At 63.8% G+C, this 16,027-nt stretch carries 16 protein-coding genes; 11 read left to right on the top strand and 5 right to left on the bottom strand.

The features are described from left to right. Positions 1-61 precede the first annotated feature (61 nt). Positions 62-1,048 (bottom strand): sulfonate ABC transporter substrate-binding protein, encoded by a 987-nt coding sequence (locus BG60_RS02520; RefSeq protein ID WP_034470195.1) that lies wholly within the window; start codon positions 1,046-1,048, stop codon positions 62-64. A gap of 266 nt (positions 1,049-1,314) precedes the next feature. Between BG60_RS02520 and BG60_RS02515 the strand changes: the two genes are divergently transcribed. From BG60_RS02515 to epsC, 5 genes are all read left to right on the top strand, one after another. Continuing rightward, positions 1,315-2,136: an ABC transporter substrate-binding protein gene (locus tag BG60_RS02515; RefSeq protein ID WP_008346764.1), complete on the top strand. Its 822-nt coding sequence runs from the start codon at positions 1,315-1,317 to the stop codon at positions 2,134-2,136. 12 nt (positions 2,137-2,148) lie between these two features. Beyond that, positions 2,149-2,880, top strand: a complete 732-nt coding sequence (locus BG60_RS02510) for an amino acid ABC transporter permease (RefSeq protein WP_008346762.1) — start codon at positions 2,149-2,151, stop codon at positions 2,878-2,880. Next, positions 2,877-3,608 (top strand): amino acid ABC transporter permease, encoded by a 732-nt coding sequence (locus tag BG60_RS02505; RefSeq protein WP_008346760.1) that lies wholly within the window; start codon positions 2,877-2,879, stop codon positions 3,606-3,608. Before BG60_RS02510 ends, BG60_RS02505 begins: the two co-directional genes overlap by 4 nt. Before the next feature lie 53 nt (positions 3,609-3,661). After that, complete coding sequence (locus BG60_RS02500; protein ID WP_008346758.1) at positions 3,662-3,964, top strand: hypothetical protein; 303 nt, start codon at positions 3,662-3,664, stop codon at positions 3,962-3,964. Positions 3,965-4,039: 75 nt separating this feature from the next. Next, positions 4,040-4,975 carry a serine O-acetyltransferase EpsC gene (gene epsC / locus BG60_RS02495; protein WP_008346756.1) on the top strand — a complete coding sequence of 312 codons (936 nt, stop codon included), beginning with the start codon at positions 4,040-4,042 and terminating at the stop codon, positions 4,973-4,975. A gap of 83 nt (positions 4,976-5,058) precedes the next feature. Here the strand turns inward: epsC and BG60_RS02490 are convergent, their stop codons facing one another. Continuing rightward, a complete protein-coding gene (locus tag BG60_RS02490) occupies positions 5,059-6,261 on the bottom strand; it encodes an acyl-CoA dehydrogenase family protein (RefSeq protein ID WP_008346754.1) in 1,203 nt (400 codons plus the stop codon). A gap of 34 nt (positions 6,262-6,295) precedes the next feature. Further along, entirely contained in the window at positions 6,296-6,871 is a 576-nt protein-coding gene (locus tag BG60_RS02485; protein WP_008346752.1) for a peroxidase-related enzyme, read from the bottom strand. A gap of 209 nt (positions 6,872-7,080) precedes the next feature. Here BG60_RS02485 and BG60_RS02480 point away from each other — a divergent pair, with 209 nt between their 5' ends. Beyond that, positions 7,081-7,722, top strand: a complete 642-nt coding sequence (locus BG60_RS02480; RefSeq protein WP_008346750.1) for a peroxidase-related enzyme — start codon at positions 7,081-7,083, stop codon at positions 7,720-7,722. 69 nt (positions 7,723-7,791) lie between these two features. Here the strand turns inward: BG60_RS02480 and BG60_RS02475 are convergent, their stop codons facing one another. Continuing rightward, a complete protein-coding gene (locus tag BG60_RS02475; protein ID WP_008346747.1) occupies positions 7,792-8,619 on the bottom strand; it encodes a MetQ/NlpA family lipoprotein in 828 nt (275 codons plus the stop codon). 183 nt (positions 8,620-8,802) lie between these two features. On the opposite strand from BG60_RS02475, the gene BG60_RS02470 reads away from it, so the two are divergent. Further along, positions 8,803-10,134: an LLM class flavin-dependent oxidoreductase gene (locus BG60_RS02470; protein WP_008346746.1), complete on the top strand. Its 1,332-nt coding sequence runs from the start codon at positions 8,803-8,805 to the stop codon at positions 10,132-10,134. A 97-nt stretch (positions 10,135-10,231) separates the two neighbouring features. Here the strand turns inward: BG60_RS02470 and BG60_RS02465 are convergent, their stop codons facing one another. Next, positions 10,232-10,870: an NADPH-dependent FMN reductase gene (locus tag BG60_RS02465; RefSeq protein WP_033535800.1), complete on the bottom strand. Its 639-nt coding sequence runs from the start codon at positions 10,868-10,870 to the stop codon at positions 10,232-10,234. 248 nt (positions 10,871-11,118) lie between these two features. Here BG60_RS02465 and BG60_RS02460 point away from each other — a divergent pair, with 248 nt between their 5' ends. The 4 genes from BG60_RS02460 (at position 11,119) to BG60_RS02445 (ending at position 15,916) form a co-directional block, all read left to right on the top strand. Beyond that, positions 11,119-11,706: a nitroreductase family protein gene (locus BG60_RS02460; protein WP_008346743.1), complete on the top strand. Its 588-nt coding sequence runs from the start codon at positions 11,119-11,121 to the stop codon at positions 11,704-11,706. A gap of 136 nt (positions 11,707-11,842) precedes the next feature. Next, on the top strand, positions 11,843-12,634 hold the full coding sequence (locus tag BG60_RS02455) for an EAL domain-containing protein (RefSeq protein ID WP_008346742.1): 792 nt from the start codon (positions 11,843-11,845) through the stop codon (positions 12,632-12,634). 115 nt (positions 12,635-12,749) lie between these two features. Next, complete coding sequence (locus BG60_RS02450) at positions 12,750-14,249, top strand: ATPase domain-containing protein (protein ID WP_008346739.1); 1,500 nt, start codon at positions 12,750-12,752, stop codon at positions 14,247-14,249. Further along, the gene (locus BG60_RS02445; protein ID WP_008346738.1) at positions 14,246-15,916 is read left to right on the top strand and encodes an ATP-binding protein; all 1,671 of its coding nucleotides are present in this window, start codon (positions 14,246-14,248) and stop codon (positions 15,914-15,916) included. The genes BG60_RS02450 and BG60_RS02445 overlap by 4 nt, the downstream gene beginning before the upstream one ends. The last annotated feature ends 111 nt before the right edge of the window (positions 15,917-16,027 follow it).

Here is a 16,027-nt window from a genome sequence, read left to right as displayed (position 1 = left end):
TGCGCGGATCGCTACACGATGCCGCGGCTTTCAGGCGCGGCGCGCAAGGCATCGACGGCCGTCAGGCAAGACCGGGCGGCGCGGCCCTCAGCACGTCGACATGTTTCGGCACCAGCCCGAGCTCGACGAAGGTGTCGGCGATCTGCTGCTGCTCCGCGATGATCGCCCGCGTGATGGCTTCCGTACCGAAGACCTGCCGGCTCACCGCGAGATCGACGACAGGTTTGGGCAGGCCCCAAAGCCGCGCGAGTTCGCTCGCGAGTTCGTCCGGATGCTGCTTGCCCCATTGATCGACGGCCTTGATCTCCTCGATGACGATCCGGATCACGTCGGCATTCTTCGCCACATAGTCTTGCGACGAAAAATAGTAGGCGCGGTTGCCCACGACGCCGCTCGCGTCCGCCACGACGCGCGCATTCAGCGACTGCTGCGCGGCGGCGAAGTACGGGTCCCAAATGACCCACGCATCGATCGAGCCGCGCTCGAAGGCGGCGCGCGCGTCGGCGGGCGCGAGATAGGCGAGTTCGACGTCGCGATACTGAAGGCCATGTTGGCGCAGCAGCTTCACGAGGAAGTAATGGACATTGCTGCCCTTGTTCAACGCGATACGCTTGCCTTTCAAATCCGCCACCGTTTTGACGGACGATTGCGCCGGCACCAGCACGGCTTCGGAATGCGGCCGCGTCGGCGTGGCGGCGACGTAGGCGAGCGGCGCGCCGGCCGCCTGCGCGAAGATCGGCGGCGCTTCGCCCACGTCGCCGAAATCGATCGAGCCGACATTGAGCGCTTCGAGCTGCACCGGACCCGCGGAGAACTCCGTCCAGCTCACGGATACGTTGAGCGGAGCCAGACGCTTCTCCAGCGTTGCACGTCCCTTGAGCAGGTTCAGATAGCCTTTCTGATTGCCGATGCGCAACACGCGCGGCTGCGCTTGCGCGGCTTGCTGGGCGAACGATGCCGGCGTGACCGCGAGCGCGGCGGCGCCCGTCGCGGCCCGCGCGGTCAGGGAGAGAAAAGCGCGGCGATCGGTGGTTTTTGTTTTCGACATGGCGGAAGCTCTGGTTGGCGAAAGCTTCCGATGCTAAGACGAGCGCCCATTCGGACCAACGTAGCGATGCACATATCGCTATGGCAACGGAAGTCATAAGCATGTGCACGCGACGGCAATGCGGGCGTCGCGCCAAATCTCCACGCCTGCTTTCTTCGTGACAAAAACTTCGTTCCGTCGAAGCGGCGGCACCGATAGAGTGCCAGCCTCGCCATCGTGCCGCCGCCCGGCGACGCACACCGGCGCAACGAACAAGGAACTCGCCAATGAAAATCAGGACCTGGGGCGCGGTGCTCGCTGCACTGCTGGCAGTGGCTTCGAATGCCGCGCATGCGGACAGGCTCGACGACATCAAGAAAGCCGGCGTGCTGCGCGTCGCGGCGTTCGACAGCAATCCGCCGTTCGGCTTCGTCGATCCGAAGGACAATCAGCTCGTCGGTCTCGATGTCGACTATGCGCGCGCGGTGGCGAAGAGCCTGGGCGTCAAGCTGGAAGTGCAGCCGACCAATCCGGCCAACCGCATCGCGTTTCTGAAGTCGGGCAAGGTCGATCTCGTCTTCGCCAACTTCACGATCACCGACGAGCGCAAAAAGGAAGTCGATTTCAGCACGCCGTACTTCGCATCGGGCACGCAGTTCATCGCGAAGAAGGGCGTGCTGAAATCGCCCGATCAGATCAACAGCCTGCGCATCGGCGCGGACAAGGGAACGACGAACGAACAGCAGGTGCGGGCGAAATTCCCGAACGCGACCATCGTCGCCTATGACGACACGCCGTTCGCTTTCGCCGCGCTGCGCACGGGCAACGTGCAGGCGATCACGCAGGACGGACCGAAGCTGGTTGCGTTGCTCGCGCGCGTGCCGGACAAGGCCAGCTACGAAATTCCGGCCTTCACGATCTCCAACGATTACGAAGGCGTCGGCGTGCCGAAGGGCGAGACGCGCCTGCTCGACGCCGTGAACGGCACGCTCACCAAACTCGAAACGGACGGCGAAGCGACGCGCATCTACGACAAGTGGTTCGGCCCGAAGAGCGCCGCGCCGCTGCCGCGCCTCTTCAAGATCGGCGATCCGCAGAAGAACGGTTGATCGCCGTCGATCATGCATAGCTGGCTCGATCCGAAATATCTCGCGTGGCTGGAGCAGGGCTTCGCCGTCACGCTGATGTTGTCCGCCTGCGCGGCGATCTGCGCGACGCTGCTCGGCTTCGCGCTGGCCGTCGCGCGCACGTCGGGCAATGCGGCGCTCGCACGCGTCGCGGCATCGTATGTCTTCGTCTTTCGCAATTCGCCGCTGCTCGTCCAGTTGCTGTTCTGGTATTTCGGGGCGGCCGCGTTGCTGCCGTCCGAATGGATGACGTGGCTCAACACGCCGCATGCCGCGACGTTCGGGCCGTTCGTTTTGCGTTGGCCGAGTTTCGAGCTGTTCGCGGGCTGGATCGGATTGACCTGCTACACGACGGCGTTCATCGGCGAGGAGTTTCGTGCGGGTATGCGTGGCGTGAGTGCGGCGCAAGAGCAGGCGGCGGCCGCGCTCGGCATGAGCCGCTATGCCGCGCTGCGCTACGTGATCCTGCCGCAGGCGCTGCGCATCGCGACGCCGCCGCTCGCCGGGCAATACATGAACGTGGTGAAGAACTCGTCGCTGACGATGGCGGTAGGCGTCGCGGAGCTTTCGTACATGTCGCGTCAGGTCGATACCGAGTCCTTCAGGACATTTCAGGCATTCGGCACGGCCACGGTGTTCTATGTGCTGACCATCGCGGTCATCGAAGCGGCGCTGGTCGTGTGGCAGCGCACCGGCGTGCGCGCGCTGCGGCGAGTCCACGCATGAACGAGGTCGACTGGTTCGCGTCGCTGCGCTATCTCCTGCTGGGCGCGTTTCCTTCCGGACCGCTCGGCGGCGTTGCGCTGACGCTCGCGCTTTCCATTTCCTCCGCGATTCTTGCGGCGATCATCGGGCTCGCGGGCGGCATCGCGCTTTCGATGACACGCGGCGTCGCGCAGATCCTGCTGACCGCGCTGGTTGCGTTCTTTCGCGCGATTCCCGTGCTGATGCTGATTTTCTGGACCTTCTTTCTGATGCCGATTCTGCTGCACGTCAATGTGCCGGGCCTCGCGACCGTCGTATGCGCGCTCGCGCTGATCGGCGGCGCGTATCTGTCGCATTCGGTCCATGCGGGCATCGTGTCGATCGGCAACGGGCAGTGGCAGGCGGCGATGTCGCTCGGCCTCACGCGCTGGCAGGCGCTGCGCGAAGTCGTGTTGCCGCAGGCCGTGCGCGTGATGATGCCGTCGTTCGTCAATCAATGGGTCTCGCTCATCAAGGATACGTCGCTTGCCTATATCGTCGGCGTGCCGGAATTCACGTTCCTCGCCAATCAGCTCAACAACCGGTTGATGGTCTATCCGGCGCAGATCTTCCTGTTCGTCGGCTTCGTCTATCTGATGCTGTGCGGTGCGCTGCAAGCGCTCGCGCACGCACTGCTCTCGCGCCGCTCCGCAGAGCGCAGCCGGGTCCGCACGATGCCTGCAATGCAACGCAGAAAAGCTCGTTTGTGAAACGCGTCGCGCGGGCCTAGATTGATGTCATCGTCATTCGAAGGTAGCGAGTCATGGCGCATATCCTGACGTCTTGCTGGCACATGCTGTCCAACCGTTTCGAACGGTCGCGCGAGCGCCGCTTTCTGCGTGAAGCCAGACGCGCGATGAATGCGTGCGGGTGCGAAGCGCCGCGCACTTCTACGCGCGGCGACGGAGAGGCGAGCCGCGCGGAGCGGCTTGAACACATCGCGTTATTCGCGCAGGCGGGCTACTTCAACATGGGCAATGCGGTCGACATGTTTCAGCCGCCGGTCGAACCGCCGCTGTTTCGCTGCGATGCAGGCGGCGCGTCGACCGCTCGCTCCCATCGATGAGCGCGCGCGACGAATTTACCGCTCGCGCATCGCGCGCCCACGCGAGCTGACCCATTACATGGAAAGGACTGCACTGTGGCTGTATTCGACATCGACGACATCGTCCAATCGCTTCAGACAGTCCGCCAGCAGTGGCGCGAAGCCCAGAAGCGCTCGCTCGAACCGGGCGGGCGCGAGCTTCCCGCACGCGAGGCGCTTGGCGACATCATCGGCGCACTGAAAGGCGCGCTCTTTCCGATGCGGCTCGGACCGCCCGACCTGCGACAGGAAAGCGAAAACTTCTACGTCGGCCACGCGCTCGACTTCGCGCTGCAAGGGCTGCTCGTGCAGGCGAAGCTCGAACTGCAATACAAGGCGCGTCATCTGCCGCGCGACGATCACGCCGTCGAAACGCGCGCGAGCGATGCGATACGCGCGTTCGCGAAAACCCTGCCGCGCATTCGCAGTCTGCTCGACAGCGACATCCTCGCGGCCTATCAGGGCGACCCGGCGGCGGGCAGCGTCGATGAAGTGCTGCTCTGCTATCCCGGCATTCTCGTGATGATTCACCATCGCGTCGCGCACGAGCTCTACCGGCTCGGGTTGCCGCTGCTCGCGCGCATCGTCGCGGAACTCGCGCATGGGGAAACAGGCATCGACATTCATCCGGGCGCGCGCATCGGCTCGGGCTTTTTCATCGATCACGGCACGGGCGTGGTGATCGGCGAGACGGCGGTCATCGGCAATCGCGTGCGCGTCTATCAGGCGGTGACGCTCGGAGCGAAACGCTTCCCGCGCGACGCGGAAGGTCATCTGGAGAAGGGCCTCGCGCGTCATCCGATCGTCGAGGACGATGTCGTCATCTATGCGGGCGCGACGATCCTCGGACGCGTGACGCTCGGACGCGGCGCGGTGATCGGCGGCAACGTATGGCTCACGCACGACGTCGCGCCCGGTGCTTCGGTGACGCAGGCGCTTTCGCAAAGCGGTGAGGAAGGCGCGCGTGCGTCCGCAGTGGAGGTTGCGCGGTAAGCACTATGATTCGCGAAGCGCAAGCCTGAATGCAGAAGTTCAAGCGCGCAACGCATGCAAAAGTCAACCATGCGCCGCGAAGCTCACGCCTGACCGAGCACCCCGAGCCAAGCCTGACCGATGACTTCATGCGCCGCATCCGCGTTCGGCGGATGAAACGCGCCCGCGCGCACATCGCGATACAGCCGTTCCAGCTCGCTATGACGCGACAGTGAAGCCGCGCCTGCGATCTTCAGCGCGAGGTTCACCACGCGCAACGCGCCATCGACGGCATGCTGTTTCGCCGCAAGCAAGTGCGCGATCCACGGTTCGCTTTCGCCGTAACCCGTCCACCAGCGCTCGGCCGCGCGCTCGACGAGCGCCTCGATGCTCGCAAGCTCGATGGCCGCCTGCGCGACCGCCTGCTGCGTCAGCGGCTTGTACGCATAAGTCTTGCCGCCGATGGCCGGCGATGCACGCTGCTTCGCCGATTCCACCGCGATGTCGAACGCGCGCTTCGCGATGCCGTAATAGACCGCGCCGAGACCGGGCAGCACCGCGCCGAGAATGCCATCGACGAAAGGATCGTCGGGAATGCCCGCGGGCAGCACGCGGATCACCTTGTCGCGCGGCGCGATGGCGCCTTCGAGCCAGGTATCGTCGCTGCGTGTCGCGCGCAGGCCGAGCGCATCCCAGGTCTGCACCGTGCGATGTCCCGCCGCGTCACGCCGGATGAATGCATGCACGATCTTCGGCGCCTGTGGATCGGAGTCGTCGATGCCATGCACGCCGAGCCAGTCCCATGCGGGCGCGAGCGAGGTGAAGATCTTGCGGCCGTCGAAGCGATAGCCGCCGTCCGGCAACGGCGTCGCCTTCACCGACGACCACGCGAGACCGAGATCGTTGCCCGGCTCGCCATGGCCTGCCGCGAACACCTTGCCCGCGCCCGCTTCCTCGAGAATCCATTGCGCGGACTTGTCGCCGCGCCGATACAGATGCAGCGCCGCGCCGACCCAGTACAGATGCATGTTCAGCGCAAGCGCCGTCGATGGCGCGCGGGCCGCGAGCCGCACCTGCTCGCGCAGCAGTTGCGGCAGCGTGAGGCCGAGTCCGCCGAATTCGATCGGCACCGTGGCGCGCAGGAAACCGGCTTCGTGAAGATCGCGCAGGTCGTCGGAGAAGAAGCGATTCTCGCGGTCATAACCGGCGGCGCGCTGGCCGATCGCATCGAGCAGCGCGTCGGACAGCAGATGCGAGGCATCGCCCGGCGCGGGCGACGCGATGACGGGTTCGAGTACGGCGCTCATCGAAACTCTCCTGTGTGCGGATGCGGGATCGGCATTACGCGAGCGCCGAGAAATACTTCTCGTCGGGCACGACGCCGGCCGCGATGAAGATGCGGTTCGTATGGTTGAACCACGACGCGGTTTCGATCGCTTCGAGGATATCGGCGTCGTCGAGGCCGAGCGTGCGCAGGCGGTCGAAGTCCTTACGGGTAATCGCGCGCGGCGATGTCGTGATGGTCTCGGCGATTTCGGCGAGCGCCAGTTGCCGCGCGGACAGATCCGCGAGGTGATAGTCGAGCGCAATGCGCCGGGCCTGCACGCGGTCGCCGAGCGCCTCGCCGAGCGCATGCGCGTGATGGATTGCGCACAGCCCGCAGCCGTTCGTGCGCGACACGATCACCGCGATCAGCTCGCGCTCGTCGAGCGGCAGTCGTCCGCCCGTCGCGCTGAAAAGTTTCTCGAAGTACTGCGTGAAGCGGCGCGCGGTATCGGCATTCAGGGACAGCGCCCGAATCCAGTTGTCGCCGCCGTGCTGCTCGACCAGTTGCCGGAGATCGTCGCTCAGCGCATCGTGCGTCGGAACATCGAGCCGTCCGATGACGTGCGTCTCAGTGCTCAGAACTTCTGCCATGTCACATGCCTCGCCTGGAAGGAGTGAAGAGAAGCTGCGGCTCATTATGCGCAGCGATCTTTCGTGCGATCCAATATCGATTTGCGATTTGCAATTCGGCGAGCGCGATGTGTCCAAACACCGATTAGCTTATGAAAAATCAGTCACACCGCGCGTCGGCGAGTGCGTTAATTTGGATGCCCGAACATAGCGCCAGGAGACTCCATACGATGTCCACTCTTGCACCTTCAGATCCGTTCGCCGATCAGCTGAATTCGGATGCCGATGCAATACGCGAACCGGTTTCCCGTTTCGGCTTGCCCGACGAGGCCCGCTTGCCGCCGCACGTCGCGGCGATCCACGCGAAGTTTCGCCGTCAGTATGGCTTCGTGCCCAACTGGCTTGCGGCGCTTTCCGTCAACCCCGATACCGCGTACCGGCTCGTCACGTTCTACGAGCATCTATTCGATCCGCACCGCAGCCATCTCACGGCAGCCGAGCGCGAGTTGATCGCGGTGGTCACGTCGGCCGTGAACGAATGCAGCTATTGCGTTTTCAATCACACGCAGGCGCTGGCGGCCGTCTCGGGCGATACCGTGCGTGCGCAGCGCATCGCGCAGGGCTTTCGCCATGTGCGCCTGTCCGTGAAGGAGGCGGCGCTCGCGGAGATCGCGGAGCGCCTCACGCGCGAGCCGGGCAGCATTCGCGATGAGCATCTGCAATGGCTGCGCTCGATCGGCTTCACGCAGCAGGCGGTGACCGAAGTGCTGGAGATATCGGCGTTCTTCAACTATGCGAACCGGCTGACCATCGCGTTGAATGTGGTGCCGGACGAACAGTTCTTTGCGGGCCGCGATCCGGCGACACAATGAAGCCGGGGCCTGTTTCCTTCCGAAAACAGGCCCCGCGTCCCGATGATCGGCGATGCTTCGCCGTCGCGTTCAATGCTGCGGCGCGTCTTCCCACGCCGGCAACGTCGCCCCGTGATACACGGAAAGAATCGACGACGCGACATTCGCCTGCTGATAGCTCTCGACCAGTGCCTTGACCCACGGCGCCTGCGCATCTTTCGCGTTCACCGCGATGAAGTTGCGATACGGATTGTTCGTCACCTTTTCCTGCGCGATGCGCTCCTGCGGAATCTGGATGCCCGCCTTGATCGCCCAATCGGTATTGACGACGGCGGCGTCGACATCGCCGATCGCGCGGCCGACGATACCCGCGTCCAGTTCCTTGATCTGCACATGCTTCGGGTTGCTCGCAATGTCACGAGCGGTCGGCAGCAGGCCGACGTTCTCGCGCAGCTTGATGACGCCGTTCGCCTGCAGGAGCAGCAGGGCGCGGCCTTCGTTGCTCGGGTCGTTCGGCACGCCGATCGACGCGTTCTGCGGCAGCGCGTCCACCGACTTCACCTTGCGCGAGTAGAGGCCGATCGGCTGCACATAGGTGAAGCCGACCGGCACGATGTCGTAATGGCGCGCCTGGATCTGCGCATCGAGATAAGGCTTGTGCTGGAACGAGTTGGCGTCGAGATCGTGCTGCGCGAGCGCCTCGTTGGGCTGCGTATAGTCGGAGAAGGTCGTGACCTTGACCGTGATGCCGCGCTTCGCGGCGTTGGCCGCGACGGTGCGCCAGACATCCTCGTCCTCGCCGGACATGATGCCGACCCGCACGGTCTGGTTCGCCGCGAACGACGGCTGCGCGCTCACGACGGCGCACGCGAGCAGGACCGGGAACAGGACAGTCTTGAATGAATGCTTGATCTTCACGAATGGACAGGCAGGCTGGTTGAAAGAAGCCGATGCTAGAGGCGCGGCGCGTGCGCGGCAAATAATATCGGGCGCTATGGATATGTCCCGTCGCATGATTTGCAAATGGTCAGCGCGATCGAGCGTGTTTGCGCGAGTTGGAGTAAGTTGACGCGGTTCGCCACTCCTTCATTCATCGACGCGATGCCACAGTCCCGACAACTCCATCTCGGCGCATTCATGCGTCCGGTGAGCCTGCACACCGGCGCGTGGCGCTATCCCGGCGCGTATCCCGATGCGAACTTCAACTTTCGACATCTGAAGCGGTTCGTTCAGACGCTGGAGAAAGCATGCTTCGATGCCTTCTTCATGGCCGATCATCTTGCCGTGCTGAACATGCCGGTCAACGCGCTCAAGCGCAGCCACACGGCGACATCGTTCGAGCCGTTCACGCTGCTGTCCGCGCTCGCTTCGGTGACCGAGCGCATCGGCCTGATCGCTACTGCATCGACGACGTTCGACGAGCCGTATCACATCGCGCGGCGGTTCGCATCGCTCGATCATCTGAGCGAAGGGCGCGCGGGCTGGAATCTCGTCACCACGTCGAACCCGGATGCCGCGCTGAATTTCGGCCGCGACGAACACATGGAGCACGACGAGCGCTATCGGCGCGCGCACGAGTTCTACGATGTCGTTACCGGTCTCTGGGATAGCTGGGCCGACGACGCCTTCGTGCAGGACACGCAACGCGGCCTCTTCTTCGATCCCGCCAAGCTGCACGTGCTCGATCACAAGGGCGAATATCTGTCGGTGCGCGGGCCGCTGAACATCGCGCGGCCGGTGCAGGGCTGGCCGGTCGTGGTGCAGGCGGGATCGTCCGAAGCGGGCAGGCAGCTCGCCGCCGAAACCGCCGATGCCGTCTTCACCGCGCAGCCGAATCTCGCCGCGGGCAAGCGCTTTTATGCCGATGTCAAAGGCCGGATGGAGCGCGCAGGCCGCGCGCGCGAGCATCTGAAGATACTGCCGGGCGCGTTCGTCGTAGTGGGCGACTCGCGTGACGAAGCGCAGGAAAAGCGCGCATTGCTCGACACTTTCGTGCATGACGACAGCGGTTTCGCGTCGCTGTCGATCGCGCTCGGCCACGATGTCTCGTCGTTCGATCCGGACGGCCCGTTGCCCGAGATTCCCGAAACCAACGCGAGCAGAAGTGCGCGCGAACGCGTCATCGACATGGCGCGCGCGGAGGGGCTCACCGTGCGGCAACTGGCGCAGCGTGTCGGCGGCTATTCCGGCTTGCAGATGGTCGGCACCGCGACGGATATCGCCGACGAAATGGAACAGTGGCTCGTCGAGGAAGGCAGCGACGGCTTCAACGTGATGTTCCCGTATCTGCCCGCGGGCCTGGATGATGTCGTCGCCAAGGTGGTGCCGGAGTTGCAGCGGCGCGGCATTTTCCGTCGCGCTTACGAGGGTTCGACACTGCGTGAGCATCTCGGCTTGCCGAGGCCGGCCAACCGTTTCTTCGCGCGCGGCTGATGCGCTCGGCATCGCGCGGAACGTGCGTCGGGATACCAAGCATCGTCCATCGTCGAAGCGCACGGATCGACCGTATGCTTTCGACGTCTTGCCTGCCTCAGCGCTGTGCGAGCGCCACTTCGCGAGTCACTGCATGCCACGCATCCGGCCGGTGCGAAGCGAACGCGAGTGCGAAGTTCGACGCCTGCTGTCCGACGGTAAACAACTGCTCGACGACCTTCGGATCGGAACAATGGTCGGCGCTTTCGAAGCGCGTTTCCAGCGTGTTGACGGCGGCGCCGAAGGGCGTCGGCCAGCCGCGCAGCGCATGCACGATCGAGCGCAGCGAGGTCAGCACCGTGCCCGCCGCCTGCCAGCCATAAGCGGTGACGATGCTGCCGACCGCGCGGCCGTCGAGATAAGGGCGCTCGTCGTTGCGCAGTTCTTCGAGTGTGTCGAGCGCGTTCTTCACGAGCCCGGAGATACCGCCGTGATAACCGGGCGTCGCGATGACGAGCGCATCGGCGTCGCGCACGGCTTCGATCAGTTCGCGCTGGGCGTCGGTGAGATCGCGCGTTTCGGGCGCGTAGTGGGGCAGGCTGTGCAGAAATGCGCCGCCGAACAGGCGCACGCGAGCGCCGGATTCTTCCGCGCCTTTGAGCGCGAAGCCCAGCGCGCGTTCGGTGGACGATGCAGGGCGCGTAGTGCCGCCGATGCCGACCACGAGCGGCCGGCGAATGGGTTCGATACGGGACAAGATAACAACTCCGGATAAGGCGGAACAGCGCGCAGCGACTATTCAGCGGGCGGCTAAGACTGACCATGATAGTCGCCCGGATCGCCAAGCGGAAAGCACGAATCGAGCTAAGGATATGCGTGTACATGCCCGCGGCGCGGGAAGGCGGCTTATCGTCGGCGCCGATTTAATCAGCACGGGAAGTCATATCGCGTTCGCGCCGCACGGCTTATGCTGGAAGCCCTTTTTTATTTCGATCGCCAGAATCCATGACGCACCGACCCGCACCGACCGATATCGACATTCATCCTTTGCTCGCCGGACGATGGAGTCCGCGCGCCTATGGCGAACAGCCCGTCGCGCACGCCGATGTGCTTGCGCTGCTCGAAGCGGCGCGCTGGGCGCCATCGGCGTATAACGTGCAGCCCTGGCGCTTTCTCGTGTTCGAGAAGACCCGGAACGCTGCCGCATTCGAGGACGCCTTCGCCACGCTGGTTCCGTTCAACCAGACGTGGAACCGGAACGCGCAAGTGCTGATCGCGGTGCTCGCGGATACGCTCAACGCCAAGGGCGAGGTCAATCCGAACGCGAGCTACGATACCGGCGCCGCGGCGCTGGCGCTGCTGCTCGAGGCGCATGCGCGCGGCCTCGCCGCCCATTCGATGAGCGGCTTCGACGCGAAGGCCTTGCGGGACGCGTTCGGCATCGCGGAGCGCTACACGCCGCTCGCCGTGATCTCGGTTGCGCATCATGGCGATGTAGGCGTGCTGTCCGACGCGTTGGCCGAACGGGAGCAAGCGCCGCGCAAGCGGCTGCCGGTGGTCGACATCGCGCAGTTCGGCGGGTGGAAGAACTGAGTAAAGCGGGAGCGCGCCGCGACATGGCGCGCGACTGTGCAGCGCACGGTTTCTCGTCCGGGGTGTAAAGCCCATGTCGATTCGTGTCGATAAAGACTAGTCAAAACGTGCGCCGCGTGCGCGATCCGAAAAATTCATGAAAGATAAGCCAGCCATCCAGCTCGCGCACGGCGATGCGTCGCACAAGTGCACGGGTTGCCGCGTCCCCGATAGCGACGTCATCGATCTGGCCTTCGCGTTCCAGCCTATCGTCGATACGCGCAATGGCGTCGCGTATGCCCATGAGGCGCTGGTGCGCGGCCCGAACGGCGAATCGGCGGGATCGGTGCTCGCGCGGGTCGACGAAGCCAATCGCTACCATTTCGATCAACGCTGCCGCACCGTGGCGATCGAACAGGCCGCGTCGCTCGAGATGAGCGGATTCCTGTCGATCAATTTCATGCCGAACGCGGTTTATCAGCCTGAAGCGTGTATCCGCAGCACGTTCGAGGCGGCCGAGAAATTCAAGTTCGCGACCGATCGCATCATCTTCGAGACCGTAGAGGGCGAGAGCGTCATCAGCCGCTCGCATCTGGTCGAGATATTTCGTGCGTACAGACGCTTCGGCTTTCAGACCGCCATCGACGATTTCGGCGCCGGCTACTCCGGGCTCACGCTGCTCGCCGAATTCCAGCCAGATTTCATCAAACTCGACATGGAACTGGTGCGCGGAATCGACACGGATTCGGTGCGGCAGAGCATCGTGCGGGGCGTGTTGTCCATGTGCGGCGATCTCGGCATCCGCGTGATCGCCGAAGGCATCGAAACCCGTGGCGAGCGGGACTTCTTCTTCGCGCAGGGCGTCACGCTGATGCAGGGATATTTCTTCGCGAAGCCCGCGTTTCGCTCGCTGCCCGCGCCGACCGAAGACTGGACAGTCCAGTCCTGAGCGCGCGAAATTGCCGTTTCAGCCGTGCTTTTCGCAAAGCAAGCTGACTTGGCGACCAAACTCTTCAAGGCCGAAAAATTGCTAGGAGGTAAAAAACACCACTCAAAGGTCGGTTATGCCAGAGATCGTTCCACTGCCGCTCACGAAGACAGGAATCCCCGAACTCGATGTCGTTCTGCGCGGCGGGCTGCCGACGCATCGGCTGCATCTCGTCGAAGGGGCGCCCGGCACTGGAAAAACCACGATCGGCATGCGCTTCCTCATTGCGGGCGTCGAGAAAGCTGCGAAGTGCCTGTATGTCACCTTTTCGGAGTCGGAGCAGGAGCTTCGAAGCGCGGCAGCCACGCACGGCTGGGACATGTCCGGTATCGATATCTTCGAACTGATACCGGACGAGGCCAACGCATCGCGTCAGCAAACGGTGCTCTTTCCGTCGGAGGTCGAGTTCGACAGGACCATCGAACGGATCATCCGCCGCGTGGAGGAGACAGGCGCCGAGAGGGTCGTCATCGACAGCGTGTCGGAGTTGCACATGCTCGCGCAAAACAAGCTCGCCTACCGGCGGCAGATGCTCGAACTCAAGCGCTTCATGCAGGGAAGGGAGGTCACCGCCATCCTTCTCGACGACCTTCTGAGCGGAGAGGACGGAGAACTTCATAGTTTTGTCCACGGCGTCATCACGCTCCAATTGATCGAGCGCGACTACGGCGCCGCGCGCAGGCGGCTGCGGGTCGCAAAAATGCGCGGCATGAACTTCCAGAGCGGATGGCATGACTACATGCTCGTGCCGGGAGAAGTGCTCGTGTTTCCTAGCCTGATCGCCGACGAACATGCGAGTCTTCCCGGCGGAGCGCCGCTCGAAAGCGGCTTCGCGGACCTCGATCGCATTCTCGGCCACGGACTCGATCGCGGGACGACCACGATGATGATCGGTCCATCGGGTGCGGGAAAATCGTCGATCGCCTTGAGCTATGCGCTGTCGAGCGCGAACAACGGCGAGTTTGCGTCCTACTTCTCGTTCGATGAGACCTACGAGACATTCCTGCGACGCGGCCACAGCCTGGGCCTGAGCGCGGACGAGGCCATGGCGAGCGAGCGATTCTCATGGCGGCGGATGAACCCGTCGCGCCTCTCGCCGGGCGAGTTCGTGTGGGCCGTGCGCCGCGATGTCGAAGACCGCAACGCTCGCGTGGTCGTCATCGATAGCATCAATTCGTATCTGAGCACGATGCCGGAAGAGCGTTCGCTCGTGCTGCATCTGCATGAGTTGCTCACCTATCTGAATCGGCGCGGCGTCGTGACGATCATCGTGCTCGCTCAACAGGGCGTGGTCGGCGATGTCCAGAACCCGATCGACCTCAGTTTCCTCAGCGACACCGTGTTGCTTCTGCGCTTTTTCGAAGCCGCGGGCCGTTTGCGGCGCGCACTTTCGGTCATCAAACAGCGAACGGGCCTGCACGACAACGCGATCCACGAATATCAGCTTTCGTCGATTGGCGTGGAAGTCGGGCCACCGCTCGAAACCTTGCGCGGCATTTTCACCGGCGTTCCGACCTACGAAGGCGCCCGCGAAGAATTGATCGGCGAGGGCGACCAACCGGCTGACGCGTCATGATGCGTGACGAAGCGCCGACGACGGTGCAGGTGCTCGCGCCGGTCGGACAGGATGCGCGGATCATCGTCGAGACGCTGCGCGCCGGCGGCATCGATGCGCTCGAAATCGGCACATTGGCCGATATCTGCAAACAGCTTCGGCAAAACGACGGCATGAGCATCGCGGGGCTGCTGTTGACCGAAGAGTCGCTTTCCGAGCTGGCGCCGTCGGGCGATTTTGCCGACTGCCTCGAAAAACAGCCGCCGTGGTCGGACATTCCTATCTGCATTCTGACCGTGCCGGGCGATCGTCCGAGCACGGTGCAACGCTGGCGTCTCTTCGAAGCGCTCGGCAATGTCACGTTGCTCGCACGACCGTTGACCGCGGAAGTGCTTCAAAGCGTGGCGCGCGGTCTGATTCGCGCGCGCGCACGGCAGCTTCAGACGAAACGGCATCTCGACGAGCTCAAGGACGCCGCGCAGCTTCTGGAACGGCGGGTCGCCGAGCGCACCGAAGAGCTGATGACGGCCGAAGAAACGCTTCGGCAAGCACAAAAGATGGAGGCGATCGGTCAGCTCACGGGCGGCATCGCGCACGACTTCAACAACCTGCTGCAGGTCATCAACACCAACATGGAGTTGACCAAGCTGCGCATGCGCCAGGGCCGTTTCGCCGACATCGAACGCTTCGTCCAAAGCGCGCACGATGCGACGCAGCGAGCCGGCGCGCTGACGCATCGGCTGCTTGCCTTCGCACGCAGACAAACGCTCGACCCCAAGGCGATCTCGCCGAACCGCCTGATCGACGGCATGCTCGATCTGATAAGGCGCACCTTGGGACCGTCCGTCGAAGTGAATGCGCGGCTCGAAGAAACCCTCCACACGACGTTGAGCGACCCGGTGCAACTGGAGAACGCCGTGCTCAACCTGTGCATCAACGCACGCGACGCCATGCCCGCGGGCGGCACGCTGACGATCCGCACGAACAACGTCTCCTTCAAGGGACGCCTTGCGCGCCTGCACGGTTTGAGCGATGGCGATTACGTCGTGATCGCGGTCGCCGACACGGGATACGGCATGGCAGCGGAAATCATCGACAAGGCGTTCGATCCGTTCTTCACCACGAAGCCCTTGGGGCAGGGCACGGGCCTGGGCTTGTCCATGGTGTACGGATTTTCGCGTCAGTCGGGGGGCAAAGTGTCGATCGAGTCGCAGGTCGGCAAGGGCACGACGGTGAGCATCTATCTGCCGCGACTGACGGATTCGACACCGGAAGCCGAAGATTTGCCGGCGACGATCGTCCTGCCTGCTGTCGGGAAGCAGCGCACGGTGCTCGTCGTCGATGACGAAGCCGATATTCGCCTGGGCTGCACCGAAGTGCTGAAGGATGCGGGTTTCAATGTCATCGAAGCCAGCGACGGTCCGTCCGGGCTCGACATCCTCAATTCGAACGCGGAGATCGACATCCTGGTCAGCGACATCGGCATGCCGGGCATGAACGGGAAGGAGATGGTGGACCGGGCGCGGTTCAGGCGACCTGCCTTGCCGGTCCTTTTCATGACGGGATATGCGGAGAAATCGGTGTTCGGCAACGGCAGGGTCGAAGAGGGCGCGCACCTGCTGACGAAGCCGTTTGCGATCGAAGAGCTCGTGCTGAAAATCAACGACATGATCGACGCAGAAGACTGACGCGCTCGACGTCGCCTGCGAGACGGGAAGTCCGGAGCGTCGTCTTGCCCTGTCATTTCGAGTACACTGCCGACCTGAAGTGGCGGGATCGGAACCGACAGGTACGGAACG

Origin of the sequence: Caballeronia zhejiangensis, from assembly GCF_000698575.1 — a bacterium.
Lineage (GTDB): Bacteria > Pseudomonadota > Gammaproteobacteria > Burkholderiales > Burkholderiaceae > Caballeronia > Caballeronia zhejiangensis.
Note: the sequence above shows the minus strand (reverse complement) of the source record. Positions and strands in the feature narration are given on the sequence as shown.